Raw genomic sequence first — 21,365 nt, 5'->3', positions numbered from 1 at the left:
GAGACATCCTCTTGCTTGGAATTTGTGGTATACCATAATACATACAACCAACAAGCAGAGCACTCCCCATGCCCTTCAACAGCATCGCCGACATCATCGAAGACTACCGCCAGGGCAAGATGGTGCTGCTGGTGGACGACGAAGACCGGGAAAACGAAGGCGACCTGCTGCTGCCTGCAGCGTGTTGCACCGCCGAGACTATCAGCTTCATGGCCCGCGAAGCCCGTGGCCTGATCTGCCTGACTCTCACCGATGAACATTGCCAACGCCTGGGCCTGGAGCAGATGGTGCCCAGCAATGGCAGCGTGTTCAGCACCGCGTTTACCGTGTCCATCGAGGCCGCCACCGGCGTGACCACCGGCATCTCCGCCGCCGACCGCGCACGCACGGTGGCGGCGGCTGTGGACAGCAACGCCGGCCCCGCCGACATTGTGCAGCCGGGGCATATCTTCCCGCTGCGCGCCAGGGATGGCGGTGTGCTGACCCGCGCCGGCCACACCGAAGCCGGTTGCGACCTGGCGCGCCTGGCCGGGCACACACCGGCCTCGGTGATCGTCGAAGTGATGAACGATGACGGCACCATGGCCCGCCGCCCCGAGCTGGAAGCCTTTGCCCGCAAGCACGGGATCAAGATCGGCACCATCGCCGACCTGATCCACTACCGTCTCAGCACCGAACGCACCGTGGTGCGCATCGGCGAGCGCGACCTGCCCACGGTGCACGGCACTTTTCGCCTGATCACTTTTGAAGACCGCATCGACGGCGGCGTGCACATGGCCATGGTCATGGGCCAACTGCGCCGCGATGAACCGGCGCTGGTACGTGTGCACGTGATCGACCCGCTGCGCGACCTGGTCGGCGCCGACTACAGCGGGCCGTCCAACTGGACCTTGTGGGCCGCCCTGCAACGCGTGGCGGCAGAAGGCTGCGGCGTGGTGGTGGTGCTGGCCAACCATGAATCGTCCCAGGCCTTGCTCGAACGCGTCCCGCAGTTGACCCAGGCGCCGCGTCAGTTCAGCCGGTCGCAGTCGCGGATTTACTCGGAAGTGGGTACCGGCGCGCAGATATTGCAGGACCTGGGCGCAGGCAAACTGCGCCACCTCGGGCCACCGCTGAAATACGCAGGCTTGACCGGTTACGACCTGGAAGTCGTGGAAAGCATCCCCTTCACCTGAGACTGGAAACCAGCGTTGGCAGATAGCCGGTATGGCAAAGTGCTTGCGCAAAGTTTGGAATACCATAATATGATATTCCATAGGCCGGACGACCTTAACCAGTTGCTCCGGACCGACTGCTCCCGACAGGCGGGCACTGCAAAGCCCCGCTCATAAACACAACAATGAGGGCGTAAACATGGTGTTGAACAAAGGTGCAACCGCGGCGCTGTTCGCGGGACTGTTGAGCGTGGCCACCCACGCGGCCATGGCAGCCGAAAGCGTCAATTTCGTCAGCTGGGGCGGCAGCACCCAGGATGCGCAGAAGCAGGCGTGGGCCGATCCTTTCAGCAAGGCCAGCGGCATCACCGTCGTCCAGGACGGCCCCACCGACTACGGCAAACTCAAGGCCATGGTCGAAAGCGGCAATGTGCAGTGGGACGTGGTGGATGTCGAAGCCGACTTCGCCCTGCGCGCCGCCGCCGAAGGCCTGCTCGAGCCCCTCGACTTCGCGGTGATCCAGCGCGACAAGATCGACCCGCGCTTCGTCTCCGACCATGGTGTCGGTTCGTTCTTCTTCTCCTTCGTGCTCGGCTACAACGAAGGCAAGCTCGGCGCCGGCAAACCGCAGGACTGGAGCGCCTTGTTCGACACCAAGACCTACCCCGGCAAACGCGCCCTCTACAAATGGCCGAGCCCGGGCGTGCTCGAACTGGCGCTGCTGGCCGACGGCGTGCCCGCCGACACGCTCTACCCCCTGGACCTGGACCGCGCCTTCAAGAAACTCGACACGATCAAGAAAGACATCGTCTGGTGGGGCGGCGGCGCGCAGTCGCAACAGTTGCTGGCCTCCGGCGAAGTCAGCATGGGCCAGTTCTGGAACGGTCGCATTCACGCCTTGCAGGAAGATGGCGCACCGGTGGGCGTGAGCTGGAAGCAGAACCTGGTGATGGCCGACATTCTCGTGGTGCCTAAAGGCTCGAAAAACAAAGCGGCCGCGATGAAGTTCCTGGCCAGTGCCAGCAGTGCCAAGGGCCAGGCGGATTTCTCCAACCTGACCGCCTACGCGCCGGTGAACATCGACAGCGTGCAGCGCCTGGATTCGGTCCTGGCGCCCAATCTGCCGACCGCCTACGCCAAGGACCAGATCACCCTCGATTTCGCCTACTGGGCCAAGAACGGTCCGGCCATTGCGACACGGTGGAATGAATGGCTAGTCAAATGAAAATGACGGCAACCACGCCGGCCGGGGGCGCCCTCGGCGGTGCCGTTGGCGCGAAGGCCGGGGCGCCGTCCCTGGCGCAGCGTTGGCGCGGATCGAGCAACCTGATTCCGGCGCTGCTGTTCCTTGGCCTGTTCTTCCTGGCGCCACTGATCGGCCTGCTGCTGCGCGGCGTGCTGGAGCCGGTGCCGGGCCTGGGCAACTACGAACAGTTGTTTGCCAACTCGGCGTATGCGCGGGTGTTGCTCAATACCTTTTCAGTGGCCGGCCTGGTGACCCTGTTCAGCCTGCTGCTGGGCTTTCCGCTGGCCTGGGCGATTACCCTGGTGCCGCGCGGCTGGGGCCGTTGGATCCTGAGTATCGTGCTGCTGTCGATGTGGACCAGCCTGCTCGCCCGCACCTATTCCTGGCTGGTATTGCTGCAAGCCTCGGGGGTGATTAACAAGGCGTTGATGGCCATGGGCATCATCGATCAACCGCTGGAGATGGTGCATAACCTCACCGGCGTGGTGATCGGCATGAGCTACATCATGATTCCGTTCATCGTGCTGCCGCTGCAGGCGACCATGCAGGCCATCGACCCGATGATCCTGCAGGCCGGCTCCATCTGTGGCGCCAGCCCGTGGACCAACTTCTTGCGGGTATTCCTGCCGCTGTGTCGGCCGGGGTTGTTTTCCGGCGGGTTGATGGTGTTTGTGATGTCCCTCGGTTACTACGTCACCCCGGCCCTGCTGGGCGGTGCGCAGAACATGATGCTGCCCGAGTTCATCATCCAGCAGGTGCAATCGTTCCTCAATTGGGGCCTGGCCAGTGCCGGCGCGGCGTTGCTGATTTTGATCACGCTGGTGCTGTTCTACTTCTACCTGAAGCTCCAGCCGGAATCCCCGGTTGGCGCCAGCAACGCGAGGTAAGCCGTCATGCTCCTGACTCCCAACGCCATGAGCCGCAGGATGCGCCTGGGCCTCTACACCACCACCGGTTTGATTGGCCTGTTCCTGCTCTTGCCGATCGTGTTTATCGTGTTGCTATCGTTCGGTTCGTCGCAATGGCTGGTGTTCCCGCCACCGGGCTGGACACTGAAATGGTACGGTCAGTTCTTCTCCAACCCCGACTGGATGAACGCGGCAATGGCCAGCCTCAAGGTGGCGGTGCTGACCACGATTTTCGCGGTCGCGCTGGGACTGCCGACGGCGTTTGCCCTGGTGCGCGGGCGCTTCCCCGGCCGCGAGCTGCTCTACGGCCTGTTCACCCTGCCGATGATCGTGCCCCTGGTGATCATCGCCGTGGCGGTGTACGCGCTGTTCCTCAAGCTCGGCTACACCGGCACGATGTTCGCGTTTGTGGTCAGCCATGTGATCGTTGCGCTGCCGTTCACCATCATCTCGATCATCAACTCGCTGAAGCTGTTCGACCAGTCGATTGAAGACGCGGCGGTGATCTGCGGCGCCTCGCGCTTGCAGGCGGTGTTCAAGGTGACCTTCCCGGCGATTCGCCCAGGGATGGTCGCCGGTGCGCTGTTCGCCTTTCTCGTCTCGTGGGACGAAGTGGTGCTCAGCGTGATGATGGCCAGCCCGACCCTGCAAACCCTTCCCGTGAAAATGTGGACCACCCTGCGCCAGGACCTGACGCCTGTGATCGCCGTCGCCTCGACGTTGCTGATCGGCCTGTCGGTACTGGTCATGGTGATTGCCGCCGCCCTTCGTCGGCGCACTGAAACCCGCGCCTAAGCGCCCAGGAGCAGAACATGAGTGCAGTGATCCAAGATGTCGCGCAGAACCCCGGCCACCCCCTGGTCAGCCTGCGCAACCTGAACAAGTACTACGGCGACTTTGCCGCCGTGGACAACATCTCCCTGGACATCCAGGACGGCGAGTTCCTCACCTTCCTCGGCTCCAGCGGCTCGGGCAAGAGCACCACCCTGTCGATGCTGGCCGGCTTTGAAACGCCGAGCAGCGGCGAGATCCTGGTGAGCGGGCAATCCCTGGTCAACGTGCCGCCGCACAAGCGCGACATCGGCATGGTGTTTCAACGCTACTCGCTGTTTCCGCACCTGTCGGTGCGCGACAACATCGCCTTCCCCCTGGCCATCCGCAAACTGGCCAGCGCCGAACGCGAGAAACGCGTCGACGCCATGCTCAAGCTGGTGCAGCTGGAATCGTTTGCCCATCGCCGCCCTTCGCAACTCTCCGGCGGCCAGCAACAGCGCGTCGCCATCGCCCGCGCGCTGGTGTACGAGCCACGTATCCTGCTGATGGACGAACCCCTCGGCGCCCTCGACAAGAAACTGCGTGAAGACCTGCAGGACGAGCTGCGCCAATTGCACCGGCGCCTGGGCATCACCATTGTCTACGTGACCCACGACCAGGAAGAAGCCATGCGCCTGTCCCAGCGCATCGCGATTTTCAGCCACGGCAAAATCGTCGGCCTGGGCAGCGGTTTCGACCTGTACCAGAACCCGCCGAACGCGTTCGTCGCCTCGTTCCTGGGCAATTCCAACTTCCTCAAGCTCAAGGGCCAGGGCAACGCGGCAGCGTCGTTCGAAGGCCAGTCGCTGTCGATCCGCCTGACCAGCGGGCTGCACACCGAGCAGGACATATTGCTGATGGTGCGTCCGGAAAAGGCCCTGGCGCTGAGCGTCGAACAGGCCGCCGAGCAGCCGTTGGCCGCAGGCTGGAATGAAGTCTCGGCGATTGTCGGGGAGGTACTGTTTCTGGGCGAGAGCCAGACCTGCGCGGTGAAGACCCTGGGCGGTACGTCGATGACGGTCAAGGCGCTCTCAGCGGCGGGCATGCCGCTCAAGGCCGGCGACCCGGTGCGGGTGCGCTGGGCCACGGCGGATGCGTGCGTGTATACGCAGTGGGCCGAGAGTGATTTGAACAAGGCGGCCGGGGCGCACTGACATCTGACGAATGCATCACCTTCGGGTCGCCACGACGTCGGGTCGTGGCGGCCTTTTTTTTTCGCTACCTGGCTCCGCTAGAACGTTCGAGGCTCGCCATGAAATCCCGGCGTGGCGAGCTTGCCAGAGAAACGAAAATGCCCGGCACTGGCCGGGCACTTGAGCTAAGTGAGTGTCTAGTCGGTGTAACCCAGCTTCGCCGCCCGGACCTTCTGCGTTTGCTTGCGCGTCGCCAGGCAGTAATACAACGGACACGTCACCGCCAACCCCACCAGCCACGACAAGTCCGCGCCTTCCACCAGGTTGGCCCAGGGCCCCACATACAACGACGTATTGGCAAACGGCAGTTGCACGATGATCCCGATGAAGTACGCCACGATCGCATGCAGGTTAAATCGGCCATACACACCGCCATCGGCCTGGAAGATCGAGGCGATGTCGTACACGCCGCGCTTGATCACGTAGAAATCGATCAGGTTGATCGAGGCCCACGGCACCAGCACCAGCAACAGCGCGAGGATCAGCCCGATAAATTGCGCGATGAAGTCCGCCGACGCGCCCAGCGCCACCACGCAGCAACCGGCGAGGATGATGCCCGAGAGCACCACGCGCACCTTGATGCTGGGGGTCCAGTGGCTGGCGAAGGTCTGGATCGAGGTGATGATCGAAAGCACCGCGCCGTACAGGTTCAGCGCGTTGTGGCTGATGATATTGAGCAGGAACAGCACCATCAGGATCGGCCCCAACGCGCCGGTGGCCTGCTTGACCGCGACCATCGCCTCGGTGCCTTCCGGTGTGGCCAGCGCCGCCACCAGGCCGAAGGCGAACGACAGGATGGTGCCCAGGGTTGCGCCCAGGTAGGTGGCAATAAACGGCCGGGTGATGCCGATGTCCGCCGGCAGGTAACGCGAATAGTCACTGGTGTAGGGCGAGAAGCTGATCTGCCAGATGATCCCGAGCGACACCGTGGCCAGCCAGCCGGCGGCGTTGAAGCCGCCACGGGTGAGGAAGTCGGCCGGCAGGTCATGGGCAAAGATGTAGACAAAACCGGCGAGCAACGCGCTGCCCATCACCCAGGTGCCGATGCGGTTCAAGGTATGGATAAAGCGGTAGCCGATCACGCCGATGGCCGTGGCGCTGAGCGCGCCGATCAGGATGCTCGCCGGCACCGGCACCGAGGGCACGATGCCGACGATGGATTTGCCGGCCAGCACAATATTGGAAATGAAAAAGCCGATGTAGATCAGCGCCGCGAAAAACACGATCAGCAGCGCGCCATAACGCCCGAACTGGCCGCGGCTCTGCACCATCTGCGGGATGCCCATGCGCGGGCCCTGGGCCGAGGCCAGGGCAATCACCACGCCGCCCAGCAGATGCCCGAGGGCAATCGCCAGCAGCCCCCACAGCAGGTTGAGATGGAACACCTGGGCCACCATCGCACCGGTGACGATGGGCAGCGGCGCGATATTGGTACTGAACCATAACGTGAACAGGTCGCGGGCCTTCCCGTGGCGCTCTGCGAGGGGGACGTAATCGACCGTGTGATGCTCGATCAGGGGGTCTTGCCGGGACATCTGAGGCATAGGAATAACTCGCGCTTGTCTGATCTTATAGTTGTTTGACGCCATCCGAAGGAAGCTCGATGGCTCCTCCTCAGACGAACACCATATTATGGTATTCCAACATTTTAACAAGGCTGATCCGCTGTTTTAGCCCGCCTCTGATCCGGCAATCGCGCCCCGAGAACAACCGCCATCACGGGATAAATCCCCGTAATAAAGGCCTTTGGCGGGCTCCGGACACGTTTATCGCCTGTCCAAAAAAGCCCTTGCAACTCCTGTATTACGGTATACCATCAGACCTATAAATTTAAAAAACCGCTTCATAGCAGAGGACCATCCCATGATCGATGCCGCCATCTACAAACAAGTGATGGGTTCGTTTCCGTCCGGTGTCACCGTGATTACTACGCTGGACGACGAGGGGCAAATCGTCGGCCTCACCGCCAGTGCGTTCAGCTCGCTGTCCATGGACCCGGCCCTGGTGCTCTTCTGCCCCAACTACAGCTCCGACTCCTACCCCGTGCTGATCAAAAACAAGCGTTTCGCCATTCATGTGCTGTCCGGCGGGCAGCAAAGCGAAGCCTATGCCTTTGCGCGCAAAGGCAAGGACAAGGCCCAGGGCATCGAGTGGACCCTGAGTGCACTGGGCAATCCGATCCTGGCCAACGCCACGGCGGTCATTGAATGCCAACTGTGGCGCGAATACGAAGGCGGCGACCACGCAATCATGGTGGGCGCCGTCGAGAACCTGATCGTGCCGGCGCAACCGAACAACCCCCTGGTGTATTGCCACGGCAAGATGGGTACCCTGCCGGTGCCTGCCTGACACCCCGCTCAACCCGTTTTTTGCGGAAAAATAACAATAGATCCGAGGTACGCGTCATGAAATTTTCGCTGTTCGTACACATGGAACGCTGGGATGAAAGCGTCAGCCACCGTCAGTTGTTCGAAGACTTGACCGAACTGACCCTGATGGCCGAAGCCGGTGGCTTCAGCACCGTGTGGATTGGCGAACACCACGCGATGGAATACACCATATCGCCAAGCCCGATGCCGTTGCTGGCTTACCTTGCGGCCAGGACCACCACGATTCGTCTGGGCGCCGGCACCATCATCGCGCCGTTCTGGCACCCGCTGCGGGTAGCGGGGGAATGCGCGTTGCTCGACGTGATCAGCAACGGACGCATGGAAGTGGGCCTCGCCCGGGGCGCTTACCAGGTTGAATTCGACCGCATGGCCGGCGGCATGCCCGCCTCGAGCGGCGGCCAGGCCCTGCGCGAAATGGTGCCGGTGGTGCGCGCCCTGTGGCAAGGCGACTACGCCCATGACGGCGACATCTGGAAATTCCCCACCTCCACCAGTGTGCCCAAGCCGATCCAGCAGCCCACCCCACCGATGTGGATCGCCGCCCGCGACCCCGACTCCCACAATTTTGCAGTGGCCAACGGCTGCAACGTGATGGTCACGCCGCTGATGAAAGGCGACGAAGAAGTCCTGGACCTGAAAAACAAATTCCAGGCCGCCCTGGACAACAACCCTGGTGTGCCCCGCCCGCAATTGATGGTGCTGCGCCACACCCACGTGCACGCCGCTGATGACCCCCAGGGCTGGAAAGTCGGGGCCACGGCGATCTCGAAGTTCTACCGCACCTTCGATGCCTGGTTCGGCAACAAGAGCGTGCCGGTCAACGGTTTCCTCGAGCCAAGCCCGGAAGAGAAGTTCGCCGCGCGCCCAGAGTTCGAACTGGAGAGCCTGCACAAAACCGCGATGATCGGCACCGCAGAAGAGATCATCCCGCGCATTCGGTACTACCAGGAACTGGGCGTGGATGAGTTCAGCTTCTGGTGCGACAACAGCCTGCCCCATGCCGAGAAAAAGAAGTCCCTGGCACTGTTTATCGAGCAGGTAATGCCGGCGTTTCGCTGACCGACTGCCGGCGCCCTCTGTAGGAGCGAGCTTGCTCGCGAAAAACGTCAACGATAACGCGTGCTTCCTGAATCAACGCGGTGTCTGTGAGTTTTTCGCGAGCAAGCTCGCTCCTACAAAGGGCGGTGACCGGCATCAGGGCTTACCCGTACTACGTTCTTCGCCCTCAGCCCATCATCGCAGCATCTGTAACAGTCTATTGCACGAGCATAATGTACTAACCAGTTACTTATCTTGCTAAAATCGCGCCCTTGCCCTCTCTCACTCGAGTCCTTTCGACATGAAACGAGCATCGCGCGCCGCTGGCGTCTCTAGATTCCTACTCCTTGGCCTGGGCGTGATCATCGCCCTGCTTGGCCTTGCGCTCGCCGTCGGCGGCGCCAAATTGATCAGCCTGGGAGGTTCCTGGTACTTCCTGGTCGGTGGCGTGGCCATGGCCATTGCCGGGCTACTGATTGCCCGGCGCAACCCGGCAGGTGCCTGGCTGTTCGCCGCGTTCCTGATCGGCACGGCCGTCTGGGCCGTCGCGGACGTGGGCCTGGTGTACTGGCCGCTGTTCTCGCGCCTGTTCATGTTCGCCGTGATCGGTATCGTGGTCGCGCTGGTGTATCCGTTGCTGGTCGGCAAACCGGCGCGTGGTGCGTACGGCGTCGCTGCCGTGCTGACGCTCGGCGTGGCAGTGGCGGCGGGCAATATGTTCGTCGCTCATCCAAGCGTAGCGCCAACCGGTGCAGGCCCAGGCATCACCCCGGTGGCTGCGGCCGATGCCCAGAAAGACTGGGCCCACTACGGCAACACCGAGGGCGGCAGCCGCTTCGCTGCGCTGGACCAGATCAATCGCGACAACATCGACAAGCTCAAAGTCGCCTGGACCTACCACACCGGTGACGTGGCGATCAGCGACGGCAACGGTGCCGAGGACCAACTGACGCCCCTGCAGATCGGCAACAAAGTGTTCATCTGCACCCCGCACAACAACCTCATCGCGCTCGACGCCGACACCGGCAAGGAGCTGTGGAAGAACGAGATCAATGCCCAATCGGCGGTCTGGCAGCGTTGCCGTGGCATGGCCTACTTCGACGCCACTGCGCCGATTGCCCAGCCCACCCAACAAGGCAGCTCGCCGGTCATTGCCGCCAGCGTGCCCGCCGGTGCGCAATGCCAGCGTCGTCTGCTGACCAACACCATCGATGCACGCCTGATCGCCGTGGACGCCGACACTGGCAAATTCTGCGAAGACTTCGGCACCCACGGCCAGGTGGATTTGAAGGCCGGCCTGGGTAACGTCCCGGACAGCTACTACCAACTGTCCTCGGCGCCGCTGATTGCCGGCACCACGGTGGTGGTGGGTGGTCGCGTCGCGGATAACGTGCAAACCGATATGCCGGGCGGCGTGATCCGTGGTTTCGATGTAATCAGCGGGCAGATGCGCTGGGCGTTCGACCCCGGCAACCCTGAAGACAAACACGCGCCGGCCGCTGGCAGCACCTACGTGCGCAGCACCCCGAACAGCTGGGCACCGATGTCCTACGACCCGCTGATGAACACGGTCTTCCTGCCGATGGGCAGCTCGTCCACCGACATCTATGGCGTGGAGCGCACCCAGCTCAATCATAAATACGGTGCTTCGATACTCGCGCTGGACGCCTCCACCGGCGCCGAGAAATGGGTGTACCAGACGGTCCACAATGACCTGTGGGACTTCGACCTGCCGATGCAACCCAGCCTGATCGATTTCACCCCGCCGGGCAGCGACAAGGCAGTGCCCGCCGTGGTGATCGGCACCAAGGCCGGACAGATCTATGTACTCGACCGCGCCACCGGCAAGCCGTTGACCGACGTGCAGGAAGTGCCGGTCAAAGCCGCGAACATCCCCAACGAGCCGTACTCCCCCACCCAGCCCAAGTCCCTGGGCATGCCGCAGATCGGCGCACAGACCCTGACCGAATCGGACATGTGGGGCGCCACGCCGTATGACCAGTTGCTGTGCCGCATCGACTTCAAGGGCATGCGCTACGACGGCCTGTACACCGCGCCGGGCACCGATAAATCCCTGAGCTTCCCGGGTTCCCTGGGTGGCATGAACTGGGGCAGCATTTCTACCGACCCGGTGCACGGTTTTATCTTCGTCAACGACATGCGCCTGGGCCTGTGGATCCAGATGGTGCCGTCGCAGAACAAGGCCCTGGCCGCCTCCGGTGGCGAAGCGCTGAACACCGGCATGGGCGCCGTGCCGCTCAAGGGCACGCCGTACGCGGTGAACAAGAACCGCTTCCTGTCGGTGGCCGGCATTCCGTGCCAGGCGCCGCCGTTCGGCACCTTGACCGCGATCGACATGAAGACGCAGAAAATCGCCTGGCAAGTACCGGTAGGCACCGTTGAAGACACCGGCCCCCTGGGCATCCGCATGCACCTGCCGATCAAAGTCGGCCTGCCGACCCTCGGCGGTACGCTGTCGACCCAGGGTGGCCTGATCTTTATCGCCGGCACTCAGGACTTCTACCTGCGCGCCTTCAACAGCGGCAACGGTGATGAAATCTGGAAAGCCCGCCTGCCGGTGGGCAGCCAGGGCGGCCCGATGACCTACGTGTCGCCGAAAACCGGCAAGCAGTACATCGTCGTCACCGCCGGCGGTGCACGCCAGTCCACCGACCGTGGCGACTACGTGATCGCCTACGCCTTGCCGTAACAACCCCTTGTTAGCGCGGTGCGCCCGCACCGCGCTTTTGTGCCTGGAAAATCCTCCATGAACCCTACTTCTCATACGTCCCTTGGGCGCCTGGTGCTGGGCCTGGCCTTTGCCGCCGCCCTGCCCGTTCAAGCCGACGACTCCACCCTGACCGGCGACTGGGGCGGCCTGCGCCGCGAACTCGACGACCAGGGCGTGCGCTTCAGCGGCGACTACAGCGGCGAGACCGCCTACAACGCCCACGGCGGCCAGCATCGCTCGGCGCGCTATTCACAGAATCTCAAGCTCGGTGTGCAGTTCGACCTGGGCAAACTCTACGGTCTCAACAACGGCGACCGTATCCAGCTGACCATCAACGACCGCCGCGGCAACAGTGCCTCCGAAGACCTGGTGGGCAACCGCCTGCCGATCCAGGAGAACTACGGTGGCCTCTACACCCGCCTCACCGAGTTGAGCTACGAACGCACGCTGTTCACCCCGGCACTTAACCTCAAGCTCGGCTACATGGCCATGGGCAATGACCTCGGCGGCCTGGACAGCGGCATCCTGTGCAACTTCATGAACGCCGGGTTCTGCGGGCACCCGTTGAACATGTCGGGCGGCAGCGGCTGGGCCAACTATCCGAATGCGCACCTGGGTGCGCGAGTGAAATACGACTTCTCGCCCAACTGGCAACTGCGCGTGGCCGCGTTCAATGTCGACCCGTCCAGCAACGGCAATTCCAGCCGCGCCTGGCACCTGGGGCCCAAACACACCACCGGCACGGTGGTGCCCATCGAGCTGATCTACAAACACACCGGCAGTCTGCCGGGTGAATACAAGCTCGGTTATTACTACGACAGCTCCGATGTCAAACGCATCGGCAGCGACAAAGAGGTCAGCGGTCGTGGCGGCCACTACCTGTTGATCGACCAGGCCGTGTGGGCCTCGCCAACGTCCCAGGGCCGCAGCCTGCATGCCTTCGGTCAATACTCGGCGGCCAGCGAGGCGGCCTCGCCGTTCAGCAAGTGGTATGGCGCGGGCGTGGTGTTGTACAAACCGTTCGAAGGCCGCCCGCGCGACACCGTCGCCCTGGGCTATGGCCGCGCCGTGCCGAACCCGCGCAGTCGCGATGTACAGGAACTGGCGGCCTTCAATGCAGGCAACCCCTACCCTGCCCTGGACAGCGCCGAGCAGTTGATCGAACTCAGTTATGGCTATCAGGCTACGCCGTGGCTGACCTTGCGTCCGGATGTGCAATACATCATCGAACCGGGGGCATTTTCCGGGAAGCGTATCGACAATGCGCTGATCCTGGGTATGCAGGTCAAGGCGGTGTTCTAAGCCGCGCCCTGCTGGTACTGCCGCGGCGTACACCCGTACTCGCGGCGAAACACCGTGTGCAGGTATTGCGCCGAGGTAAACCCGCAGGTCTGCGCAATATCGGCAATCGCCAGCGCCTGGTTTTCCAGGCCCCTGGCGGCGGCGGCGAGTTTGAAGCGCAGGATCTCGTCGTGCACGCTGCACCCGCGCACCTTGCGAAAGTGCGACTCCAACGATGAACGCGACACTCCGACATACGCCGCCACCTGCGCGGTCTTGATGCCCTGGCAAGCGTACTGGCGGATAAACAGCAGCGCCTGCATCACATAGGGATTGCCCAAAGGTTGATGCAGGCTGGAGGCCTGCACGTTGATCGCGTCCGGCGGCACCAGAACCTGCGTACCCGCACAGGGTTTGCCATGCAGCATCTGATGCAGCAGTGCGGCGGCGGTGCGGCCCATGGTTTCGGTGCCCTGGATCACCGAACTGAGCGGCACCCGCGTCAGCGTGCGGGTCAGCGGGTCGTTGTCGATACCGATCAGCGCCACTTCCTCCGGCACCGCAATGCCTGCTGTCAGGCAAGCCTGCAACAACTGCCGGGCACGGGCGTCGGTCACGGCAATAATGCCGATGGGCTTGGGCAGGCTGTGCAACCAGGCAATCTGCTGCTCCACCGCGCTGTCCCACAACGGCGCGCTGGTCCCCAGGCCGCGATAGATCTCCACCTGCAAACCATCGCGCTGCATCAAGCCGCGAAAAGCCTTCTCACGCTCCTGGGCCCAGCGATTGGCCTGGGCTTCGGGCAGGCTGAAACAGGCAAACCGCGTCAGCCCGGCCTCGATCAGATGCTCGTAGGCCAGCTTCATGAGGGCATGGTTATCGGTCGCTACATAGGGAATCCCCTTGGGGTACAGGCTGACGTCCTCATACGACCCGCCCACCGCCACCACCGGTATCCGACTCCCGGCCAACGCCTCACCAATCAGCGGGTCATCGAAATCGGCAATGATCCCATCGCCCTGCCAACGCTCGATGCCGCGCAGGCGACAGAGGAAATCCTCCTCCAGGAACAAATCCCAGGACGCACGGGTGCTGCTCAGGTAATTGCCGATACCGGCGATGATGCCACGGTCGTAGATTTTGCTGCCGTTGAAGAGCAAGGCAATGCGGTGCACGGGCGGTAGGGTTTTCATTGTTTTTGTCCTGGGGCCGGTGGAGACAGACTAGACCTGACTGCACAAAATCGCACCACCCCTTGGTGATTTTCATAATCAGCAGCCCCAGTGCCGTTGCTAGTATCCAGACACCGCCAAGAACAATAAGGAAACCCCCATGCCGTACTTCCCCGGTGTCGAGCAGGTTCGCTTCGAAGGCCCTGCCAGCGACTCTCCCCTCGCGTTTCGTCACTACGACGCCAACAAGCTGATCCTCGGCAAGCCCATGCGCGAGCACCTGCGCATGGCCGCCTGTTACTGGCACACCTTTGTGTGGCCGGGGGCGGATATGTTTGGGGTGGGCACCTTCAAGCGGCCGTGGCAGCGCAGCGGTGATCCAATGGAGCTGGCCATCGGCAAGGCGGAGGCGGCCTTTGAGTTTTTCTCCAAGCTGGGCATCGACTACTACAGTTTCCACGACACCGACGTGGCGCCCGAAGGCCGTTCGCTCAAGGAGTACCGCAACCACTTTGCGCAGATGGTCGATCACCTGGAGCGTCATCAGGAACAGACCGGCATCAAGTTGCTGTGGGGCACCGCCAATTGCTTCAGCAACCCGCGCTTTGCCGCCGGCGCCGCGAGCAACCCTGACCCTGAGGTGTTCGCCTACGCCGCCGCCCAAGTGTTCAGCGCAATGAACGCCACGCTGCGCCTCAAGGGTTCCAACTACGTGCTGTGGGGCGGCCGTGAAGGCTATGAAACCCTGCTCAACACCGACCTCAAGCGCGAGCGCGAGCAGCTTGGCCGGTTCATGCGCATGGTGGTGGAGCATAAGCACAAGATCGGCTTTACCGGCGACCTGCTGATCGAGCCCAAGCCCCAGGAGCCGACCAAGCATCAGTACGATTACGACAGCGCCACGGTGTTCGGCTTCCTGCATGAGTACGGCCTGGAGCACGAGATCAAGGTCAATATCGAGGCCAACCATGCGACGTTGGCCGGGCACAGCTTTCATCATGAGATTGCCACCGCCGTGTCCCTGGGAATTTTCGGCAGCATCGACGCCAACCGTGGCGACCCGCAGAACGGCTGGGATACCGACCAGTTTCCCAACAGCGTCGAGGAAATGACCCTGGCCACCTATGAAATCCTCAAGGCCGGCGGGTTCAGGAATGGCGGCTACAATTTCGATTCCAAGGTACGCCGCCAGAGCCTGGACGAGGTGGACCTGTTCCACGGCCACGTGGCGGCCATGGATGTGTTGGCCCTGGCCCTGGAGCGCGCGGCCGCCATGGTGCAGAACGACCGGCTGCAACAGTTCAAGGACCAGCGCTATGCCGGCTGGCAGCAGCCGCTGGGCAAAGCCGTACTGGCGGGCGAGTTCAGCCTGCAATCCCTGGCCGAACATGCGTTTGCCAACGAACTGGACCCGCAGGCCGTGAGTGGTCGGCAGGAGATGCTGGAAGGAATCGTGAACCGGTTTATCTACACCTGACGCCCATACCGGGGGCTGTGACATTTGCGCGACAAATCTATGCACAGAGCGCCCCAGGACGCTCTACAGTTTCAGGCGCACCACGCTGTGTCTTTTCCAACAACAATAAAAGGACGCACCACCATGAAGTCATTCAAACGTACGCTGCTCGCCACTGCCCTGGCCCTGCTCGCCCTGCCGGTGATGGCCGATTCGGCTCACCCGAAAATCGGTTTTTCCATTGACGACCTGCGCCTGGAGCGCTGGTCCCGAGACCGTGACTACTTCGTCGCAGCGGCGGAAAAACTCGATGCCAAGGTATTCGTGCAGTCCGCCGATGCCAACGAGCAGAAGCAAATCTCGCAGATCGAAAACCTCATCTCCCGTGGCGTCGATGTGATCGTGATCGTGCCGTTCAATGCCACGGTGCTCACCAACGCGGTGGCCGAAGCCAAGAAGGCCGGGATCAAGGTGGTGTCCTATGACCGTCTGATCCTCAATGCGGACATCGATGCCTACATCTCTTTCGATAACGAAAAAGTCGGCGAAATGCAGGCCAGCGGCGTGCTGCAAGCGGCGCCCAAGGGTAATTACTTTCTGCTCGGCGGCGCGCCGACCGACAACAACGCCAAGGTGCTGCGCGAAGGCCAGATGAAGGTGCTGCAACCGGCCATCGACAAGGGCGATATCAAGATCGTCGGCCAGCAATGGGTGAAAGAGTGGAACCCCACCGAAGCCCTGAGCATCGTCGAGAACGCCCTGACCCGTAACAACAACAAAATCGACGCCATCGTCGCCTCCAACGACGCCACCGCCGGCGGTGCGATCCAGGCCCTGGCCGCGCAGAAGCTGGCGGGCAAGGTACCGATTTCCGGCCAGGACGCGGACCTGGCGGCGATCAAGCGCGTGATCGACGGCACCCAGACCATGACCGTCTACAAACCGCTCAAGTTGATCGCCACCGAGGCGGCCAAACTGTCGGTGCAGTTGGCGCGCAATGAAAAACCCACCTACAGCTCGCAATACGACAATGGCAGCAAGCAGGTCGACACCATCCTGCTCACCCCGACGCCGCTGACCAAGGCCAATATCGACGTGCTGGAGAAGGACGGGTTCTACACCAAAGAGCAGATCGCCGGGCAATGATGACTGCCTCGATAAAACCTCGCCCCCTGTAGGAGCGAGCTTGCTCGCGAAAAACGTCAACGATAATGCGCGCTTCCTGGATAAACGCGGCGCTCTCGGGTTTTTCGCGAGCAAGCTCGCTCCTACGGGGGTGGGGCCAGCCTATTTGTGTGAGCCTTTCCCATGTCCGACTACTTGCTGCAAATGAACGGCATCGTCAAAAGCTTCGGTGGTGTCAACGCCCTCAATGGCATCGACATCAAGGTGCGGCCCGGCGAGTGCGTCGGGTTGTGCGGCGAAAACGGCGCCGGCAAATCCACCTTGATGAAGGTGCTGTCGGCGGTCTATCCGTACGGCACCTGGGAGGGCGAAATCCTCTGGGACGGGCAGCCGCTCAAAGCCCAGTCCATCAGTGAAACCGAAGCCGCCGGCATCGTCATCATCCATCAGGAACTGACCCTGGTGCCCGACCTGTCGGTGGCCGAGAACATCTTTATGGGCCACGAACTGACCCTGCCCGGTGGGCGCATGAATTACCCGGCGATGCTGCACCGCGCCGAGGCGTTGATGCGTGAACTCAAGGTGCCGGACATGAATGTGGCGCTGCCGGTGTCGCAGTATGGCGGCGGCTACCAGCAACTGGTGGAGATCGCCAAGGCCCTGAACAAACAGGCGCGCCTGCTGATTTTGGACGAGCCCTCTTCGGCCCTGACCCGCTCGGAAATCGACGTGCTGCTGGACATCATTCGTGACCTCAAGGCCAAGGGCGTGGCCTGCGTGTACATTTCGCACAAGCTCGATGAAGTGGCCGCCGTGTGCGACACCATCGCCGTGATTCGTGACGGCAAGCACATCGCAACCACCGCCATGGCCGACATGGACATCGCGCAAATCATCACGCAAATGGTCGGTCGCGAGATGAGCAACCTCTACCCCACCGAACCCCATGAGGTGGGTGAGGTGATGTTCGAGGCGCGCAACGTTACCTGCTACGACGTCGACAACCCCAGGCGCAAACGCGTCGACGATGTTTCCTTCGTGCTCAGGCGTGGCGAAATCCTCGGCATTGCCGGGCTGGTGGGCGCCGGGCGCACGGAGTTGGTGTCGGCGCTGTTCGGCGCCTACCCCGGGCGCTACAGCGGTGAGGTGTGGCTGGAAGGCCAGATGATCGACACGCGCACGCCCCTCAAGTCGATCCGCGCCGGGCTGTGCATGGTGCCCGAGGACCGCAAGCGCCAGGGCATCATCCCCGACCTGGGCGTGGGCCAGAACATCACCCTGGCGGTGCTCGACACTTATGCCCACCTGACCCGCATCGACGCCGAGGCCGAACTGGGCAGCATCGACCAGCAGATCGCGCGCATGCACCTGAAAACCGCCAGCCCGTTCCTGCCGATTACCAGCCTGTCCGGCGGCAACCAGCAAAAGGCCGTGCTGGCAAAAATGCTCATGGCCAAGCCCAAGGTGCTGATCCTGGATGAGCCCACGCGCGGGGTGGATGTGGGCGCCAAGTACGAGATCTACAAACTGATGGGCGCGCTGGCGGCCGAAGGTGTGGCGATCATCATGGTGTCGTCGGAACTCGCCGAAGTGCTCGGCGTGTCCAACCGCGTGCTGGTGATCGGCGACGGCCAATTGCGTGGCGACTTCATCAATCAGGGGCTCACCCAGCAACAGGTACTCGCCGCTGCGCTCAGCCAAAACAATAATGATCGGAAGACCGCGTAGATGAATCAGGTCAAACACCTTTTCACCCGCTACAAAATGCTCGCCCTGGTGATCGCCGTCGCGTTCATCTGGCTGTTTTTCAGCTGGCAGACCGACGGCGGCTTCCTCACGCCGCGCAACCTGTCCAACCTGCTGCGGCAGATGTCCATCACCGGGATACTGGCGTGCGGCATGGTGCTGGTGATCATCAGCGGCGAAATCGATTTGTCGGTGGGTTCATTGCTGGGCTTGCTGGGCGGGCTGGCGGCGATCCTGGACGTGGTTTATCACATCCCGCTGCTGGCCAACCTGAGCCTGGTCGCGCTGTGCGGCTTGATGATCGGCCTGGCCAACGGCTATATGACGGCCTACCTGCGCATCCCGTCGTTCATTGTCGGCCTGGGCGGGATGCTGGCGTTTCGCGGGATCCTGCTGGGGATCACCGGCGGCACCACCATCGCGCCGGTATCGCCGTCGCTGGTCTACGTGGGCCAGGGGTACTTACCGCATTCGGTGGGCATTGGCCTGGGTGTCCTGCTGTTTGCATTGACCCTGTTCCTCACCTGGAGGCAGCGGCGCAACCGCGCACTGCATGGCTTGGCCGCGCACGCCCTGATGCGCGACGTACTGCGCGTGGTGCTGATCGGTGCAGTGCTGGCCGGGTTCGTCACCACCCTCAACAGCTACGACGGCATCCCGGTGCCGGTGTTGCTGCTGTTGGTGCTGCTCGGCGTGTTCAGCTACGTCACCAGCCAGACCGTGTTCGGCCGTCGCGTGTACGCGGTGGGCAGCAATATGGAGGCGACGCGGCTGTCGGGTATCAACGTGCAGGCGGTGAAACTGTGGATCTTCGGCATCATGGGCGTGATGTGCGCGCTGGCCGGCCTGGTCAACACCGCGCGCCTGGCCGCCGGTTCACCGTCAGCGGGAAACATGGGCGAACTGGACGCGATTGCCGCGTGCTTTATCGGCGGCACCTCAATGCGCGGCGGCTCGGGCACGGTGTATGGCGCGTTGCTCGGGGCGCTGGTGATTACCAGCCTGGATAACGGCATGTCGATGCTCGACGTGGACAGCTACTGGCAGATGATCGTCAAGGGCAGCATTTTGGTGCTGGCGGTGTGGGTGGATGTGAGTACGCGGGCGGGCCGGCGGTAAACCCAACTCCTACCAATACTGAATAACCCTGTGGGAGGGGGCTTGCCCCCTCCCACATTTGTCTGCATTTCAACATTGGGATTGGTGGCATTTGGTCATGTTTTTTAAAGGGCCAGCAAGGCATGTCCCTTTAAATTGCAGGACGTTTCCTAGACAATCCCTGCCGCCTTGTGCCTGCTGGAATCGCTGGCTAGTCTGCGCTCCGTCACTGCCAATTCAGTGATCGGGTTTAGTCGCCCGGAATGTCACAAGGAGCATGGTCCATCAAGTTTTATGGTGGCTGTGCGCAGGGCACCTTCGGGTGCGCCGGATTTTCCTTGTGGCCGGTCGACTAACCTGCGTACAGCCGCCACCCATCGTTTAGTCGCGACGGGGGTCGGTACCTGACCACACAAGGAGTTGCACCATGAACAAAGCCCTACCCGACCCACCCCTCGATCCCGCAAAAGACCGCGCCGCCTTCAACCGCGCCATCGACCACTACCTGCCCACCCAAGGCTTTCACTCGGTCAACGAAGACCTGAGCTTCGAAGACGCCCTGCTCTACACCGCCAGCTTGCTCGACAGCGCCTCCGCCACCGCCCTGGACTGCGGCGAACTTCTGCAAAGCCCCGAGCGGGCGAAGATCCTGGCGGTATGGCACCTGCTGGAAATTGCCAAGACCACGGTCGACCGCTCCATCGAATGCCTGACCTGCACAAAACCCACTGCCTGAACGCGCTCAAAACTGTGGGAGGGGGGCTGAACTGGCCTAATGCTCCCGGACACCTCTTAAGGGCGATATGATTCGCCCAATCAGGAGGTTTCATGCAAGAGCGAAAGACCTACACCCGCGAGTTCAAGCAACGTGCTGTAAGCATGGTACTTGATGATAACTGCTCAGTTCCTGACGTCTGTGCGTCGATGGAGGTTGGCCCCACGGCTCTGCGCCGTTGGATTGAGCAGGTTCGCAAAGAGCGTCAGAAAGGGCAGCCAGTGGCAGGTACTAAGGCAATCAGCGATGAACAGCGAGAGCTTCAACAGCTGCGAGCCAAGGTCAAGCGCCTGGAGACCGAGGCTGAAATCTTAAAAAAGGCTACGGCTCTCTTGATGTCGGATCCCGATCGTTTTTCCTGATCGAGGAGCTGAGAGAGTCGAGTTCGTATCCGATCTGCCTGCTTTGCAGTGCGCTGGGCGTTTCCCGCAGCGCGTTTTATGACTGGCTTAAGCGTCGCTCAGTGCCGAATACCAAGCGTGACGCGCTCAGAGCAAAAGTTGCGCAATTGCATGACGAAAGCCGGGGAAGTGCAGGCGCGCGGATGATCTCTCAGCACTTGAAAGCCCAGCAGATCAAGGTGGGACGGCATCTGGCCGGAAAACTCATGGCGGAGGCAAATCTGGCCAGCAGACAGCGCCGCCGCCATCAGTATCGCTCTAGAGGCGTCGAAGCATTTGTGGCCAAGAATCTGCTCGAGCGTAACTTCGAGCCAACCGCAATCAATCAGGCCTGGTGCGGCGACGTTACCAGCCTGATGGTTGGTAAACGTTGGTATCACTTGGCAGCGGTCATTGATCTGTTCGCCCGCCGAATCGTTGGCTGGGCGTTTTCCCTGATCAACGACGCCAACCTGGTTAGCAAGGCGCTGAGAATGGCGGTGGAGGTTCGAGGCAAACATGCAGGCTTGATGTTTCATTCGGATCAAGGCAGCCAATACACCAGCCAGCTCTTTCAGTCCGAGCTGCTGGAGCATGGAATAACGCAAAGCATGAGCCGCAGAGGGCAATGCTGGGACAACGCGCCAACAGAGCGTTTCTTCGGGACGCTTAAATCAGAGTGGGTGCCCAATAAGGGCTACACCACAGTTGAAGAAGCCAGGCGGGATATGACCAGCTTCTTCATGCGATACAACCGAATCAGGCTCCACAGCTACAACAACTACCTGTCGCCAATAGCCATGGAGCAAAAAGCGGCATAAACACCGTAATCGGTGTCCGGGATTACTTGACCAGTTCA

At 62.0% G+C, this 21,365-nt stretch carries 18 protein-coding genes; 16 read left to right on the top strand and 2 right to left on the bottom strand.

Annotated elements, in window-relative coordinates:
• Positions 1 to 68: 68 nt before the first annotated feature.
• From ribBA to BFP93_RS03840, 5 genes are all read left to right on the top strand, one after another.
• On the top strand, positions 69 to 1,175 hold the full coding sequence (ribBA, locus tag BFP93_RS03860) for a bifunctional 3,4-dihydroxy-2-butanone-4-phosphate synthase/GTP cyclohydrolase II (RefSeq protein WP_065892001.1): 1,107 nt from the start codon (positions 69 to 71) through the stop codon (positions 1,173 to 1,175).
• 178 nt (positions 1,176 to 1,353) lie between these two features.
• A complete protein-coding gene (locus tag BFP93_RS03855; protein ID WP_065892000.1) occupies positions 1,354 to 2,379 on the top strand; it encodes an ABC transporter substrate-binding protein in 1,026 nt (341 codons plus the stop codon).
• The gene (locus tag BFP93_RS03850; protein WP_122462815.1) at positions 2,364 to 3,287 is read left to right on the top strand and encodes an ABC transporter permease; all 924 of its coding nucleotides are present in this window, start codon (positions 2,364 to 2,366) and stop codon (positions 3,285 to 3,287) included. The genes BFP93_RS03855 and BFP93_RS03850 overlap by 16 nt, the downstream gene beginning before the upstream one ends.
• 6 nt (positions 3,288 to 3,293) lie before the next feature.
• Positions 3,294 to 4,103 (top strand): ABC transporter permease, encoded by an 810-nt coding sequence (locus tag BFP93_RS03845; RefSeq protein ID WP_065891998.1) that lies wholly within the window; start codon positions 3,294 to 3,296, stop codon positions 4,101 to 4,103.
• 17 nt (positions 4,104 to 4,120) lie between these two features.
• The gene (locus BFP93_RS03840; protein WP_065891997.1) at positions 4,121 to 5,275 is read left to right on the top strand and encodes an ABC transporter ATP-binding protein; all 1,155 of its coding nucleotides are present in this window, start codon (positions 4,121 to 4,123) and stop codon (positions 5,273 to 5,275) included.
• A gap of 176 nt (positions 5,276 to 5,451) precedes the next feature.
• On the opposite strand, the gene BFP93_RS03835 is transcribed toward BFP93_RS03840, so the two are convergent.
• The gene (locus BFP93_RS03835; protein WP_065891996.1) at positions 5,452 to 6,858 is read right to left on the bottom strand and encodes a purine-cytosine permease family protein; all 1,407 of its coding nucleotides are present in this window, start codon (positions 6,856 to 6,858) and stop codon (positions 5,452 to 5,454) included.
• A gap of 319 nt (positions 6,859 to 7,177) precedes the next feature.
• Here BFP93_RS03835 and BFP93_RS03830 point away from each other — a divergent pair, with 319 nt between their 5' ends.
• The 4 genes from BFP93_RS03830 (at position 7,178) to BFP93_RS03815 (ending at position 12,775) form a co-directional block, all read left to right on the top strand.
• Positions 7,178 to 7,663, top strand: a complete 486-nt coding sequence (locus BFP93_RS03830; protein WP_065891995.1) for a flavin reductase family protein — start codon at positions 7,178 to 7,180, stop codon at positions 7,661 to 7,663.
• A gap of 56 nt (positions 7,664 to 7,719) precedes the next feature.
• Positions 7,720 to 8,763, top strand: coding sequence for an LLM class flavin-dependent oxidoreductase (locus BFP93_RS03825; RefSeq protein WP_065891994.1), 1,044 nt, complete (start codon positions 7,720 to 7,722; stop codon positions 8,761 to 8,763).
• A 280-nt stretch (positions 8,764 to 9,043) separates the two neighbouring features.
• Positions 9,044 to 11,452 (top strand): glucose/quinate/shikimate family membrane-bound PQQ-dependent dehydrogenase, encoded by a 2,409-nt coding sequence (locus tag BFP93_RS03820; protein ID WP_065891993.1) that lies wholly within the window; start codon positions 9,044 to 9,046, stop codon positions 11,450 to 11,452.
• A gap of 57 nt (positions 11,453 to 11,509) precedes the next feature.
• Positions 11,510 to 12,775: a carbohydrate porin gene (locus BFP93_RS03815; RefSeq protein ID WP_065891992.1), complete on the top strand. Its 1,266-nt coding sequence runs from the start codon at positions 11,510 to 11,512 to the stop codon at positions 12,773 to 12,775.
• On the opposite strand, the gene BFP93_RS03810 is transcribed toward BFP93_RS03815, so the two are convergent.
• A complete protein-coding gene (locus tag BFP93_RS03810; protein ID WP_065883553.1) occupies positions 12,772 to 13,947 on the bottom strand; it encodes a XylR family transcriptional regulator in 1,176 nt (391 codons plus the stop codon). The genes BFP93_RS03815 and BFP93_RS03810 overlap by 4 nt on opposite strands.
• Before the next feature lie 139 nt (positions 13,948 to 14,086).
• On the opposite strand from BFP93_RS03810, the gene xylA reads away from it, so the two are divergent.
• The 7 genes from xylA to BFP93_RS03775 all read left to right on the top strand — a co-directional run bounded on the left by xylA (position 14,087) and on the right by BFP93_RS03775 (position 21,327).
• Positions 14,087 to 15,403, top strand: a complete 1,317-nt coding sequence (gene xylA / locus BFP93_RS03805; protein WP_065891991.1) for a xylose isomerase — start codon at positions 14,087 to 14,089, stop codon at positions 15,401 to 15,403.
• Between the two features lie 123 nt (positions 15,404 to 15,526).
• A complete protein-coding gene (gene xylF, locus BFP93_RS03800; protein WP_057721949.1) occupies positions 15,527 to 16,528 on the top strand; it encodes a D-xylose ABC transporter substrate-binding protein in 1,002 nt (333 codons plus the stop codon).
• 162 nt (positions 16,529 to 16,690) lie between these two features.
• The gene (xylG, locus tag BFP93_RS03795) at positions 16,691 to 18,235 is read left to right on the top strand and encodes a D-xylose ABC transporter ATP-binding protein (protein WP_065891990.1); all 1,545 of its coding nucleotides are present in this window, start codon (positions 16,691 to 16,693) and stop codon (positions 18,233 to 18,235) included.
• Entirely contained in the window at positions 18,236 to 19,372 is a 1,137-nt protein-coding gene (locus BFP93_RS03790; protein ID WP_065891989.1) for a sugar ABC transporter permease, read from the top strand.
• A 406-nt stretch (positions 19,373 to 19,778) separates the two neighbouring features.
• On the top strand, positions 19,779 to 20,087 hold the full coding sequence (locus BFP93_RS03785; protein WP_065883544.1) for a DUF6124 family protein: 309 nt from the start codon (positions 19,779 to 19,781) through the stop codon (positions 20,085 to 20,087).
• A 92-nt stretch (positions 20,088 to 20,179) separates the two neighbouring features.
• On the top strand, positions 20,180 to 20,488 hold the full coding sequence (locus BFP93_RS29095) for a transposase (RefSeq protein ID WP_065883309.1): 309 nt from the start codon (positions 20,180 to 20,182) through the stop codon (positions 20,486 to 20,488).
• Positions 20,485 to 21,327: an IS3 family transposase gene (locus BFP93_RS03775; RefSeq protein WP_065891840.1), complete on the top strand. Its 843-nt coding sequence runs from the start codon at positions 20,485 to 20,487 to the stop codon at positions 21,325 to 21,327. The genes BFP93_RS29095 and BFP93_RS03775 overlap by 4 nt, the downstream gene beginning before the upstream one ends.
• The last annotated feature ends 38 nt before the right edge of the window (positions 21,328 to 21,365 follow it).

Source organism: Pseudomonas sp. 44 R 15, assembly GCF_900004965.1.
In the GTDB taxonomy this organism is placed as follows: domain Bacteria; phylum Pseudomonadota; class Gammaproteobacteria; order Pseudomonadales; family Pseudomonadaceae; genus Aquipseudomonas; species Aquipseudomonas orientalis_A.
This window is presented reverse-complemented; position numbering and strand designations above follow the sequence as displayed.

What these genes read in the sequence shown, in the direction of transcription:
- ribBA (WP_065892001.1), top strand. Translation starts at nt 69, where the DNA reads ATGCCCTTCAACAGCATCGCCGACATCATCGAAGACTACCGCCAGGGC.
- BFP93_RS03855 (WP_065892000.1), top strand. Translation starts at nt 1,354, where the DNA reads ATGGTGTTGAACAAAGGTGCAACCGCGGCGCTGTTCGCGGGACTGTTG.
- BFP93_RS03850 (WP_122462815.1), top strand. Translation starts at nt 2,364, where the DNA reads ATGGCTAGTCAAATGAAAATGACGGCAACCACGCCGGCCGGGGGCGCC.
- BFP93_RS03845 (WP_065891998.1), top strand. Translation starts at nt 3,294, where the DNA reads ATGCTCCTGACTCCCAACGCCATGAGCCGCAGGATGCGCCTGGGCCTC.
- BFP93_RS03840 (WP_065891997.1), top strand. Translation starts at nt 4,121, where the DNA reads ATGAGTGCAGTGATCCAAGATGTCGCGCAGAACCCCGGCCACCCCCTG.
- BFP93_RS03835 (WP_065891996.1), bottom strand. Translation starts at nt 6,858, where the DNA reads ATGCCTCAGATGTCCCGGCAAGACCCCCTGATCGAGCATCACACGGTC.
- BFP93_RS03830 (WP_065891995.1), top strand. Translation starts at nt 7,178, where the DNA reads ATGATCGATGCCGCCATCTACAAACAAGTGATGGGTTCGTTTCCGTCC.
- BFP93_RS03825 (WP_065891994.1), top strand. Translation starts at nt 7,720, where the DNA reads ATGAAATTTTCGCTGTTCGTACACATGGAACGCTGGGATGAAAGCGTC.
- BFP93_RS03820 (WP_065891993.1), top strand. Translation starts at nt 9,044, where the DNA reads ATGAAACGAGCATCGCGCGCCGCTGGCGTCTCTAGATTCCTACTCCTT.
- BFP93_RS03815 (WP_065891992.1), top strand. Translation starts at nt 11,510, where the DNA reads ATGAACCCTACTTCTCATACGTCCCTTGGGCGCCTGGTGCTGGGCCTG.
- BFP93_RS03810 (WP_065883553.1), bottom strand. Translation starts at nt 13,947, where the DNA reads ATGAAAACCCTACCGCCCGTGCACCGCATTGCCTTGCTCTTCAACGGC.
- xylA (WP_065891991.1), top strand. Translation starts at nt 14,087, where the DNA reads ATGCCGTACTTCCCCGGTGTCGAGCAGGTTCGCTTCGAAGGCCCTGCC.
- xylF (WP_057721949.1), top strand. Translation starts at nt 15,527, where the DNA reads ATGAAGTCATTCAAACGTACGCTGCTCGCCACTGCCCTGGCCCTGCTC.
- xylG (WP_065891990.1), top strand. Translation starts at nt 16,691, where the DNA reads ATGTCCGACTACTTGCTGCAAATGAACGGCATCGTCAAAAGCTTCGGT.
- BFP93_RS03790 (WP_065891989.1), top strand. Translation starts at nt 18,236, where the DNA reads ATGAATCAGGTCAAACACCTTTTCACCCGCTACAAAATGCTCGCCCTG.
- BFP93_RS03785 (WP_065883544.1), top strand. Translation starts at nt 19,779, where the DNA reads ATGAACAAAGCCCTACCCGACCCACCCCTCGATCCCGCAAAAGACCGC.
- BFP93_RS29095 (WP_065883309.1), top strand. Translation starts at nt 20,180, where the DNA reads ATGCAAGAGCGAAAGACCTACACCCGCGAGTTCAAGCAACGTGCTGTA.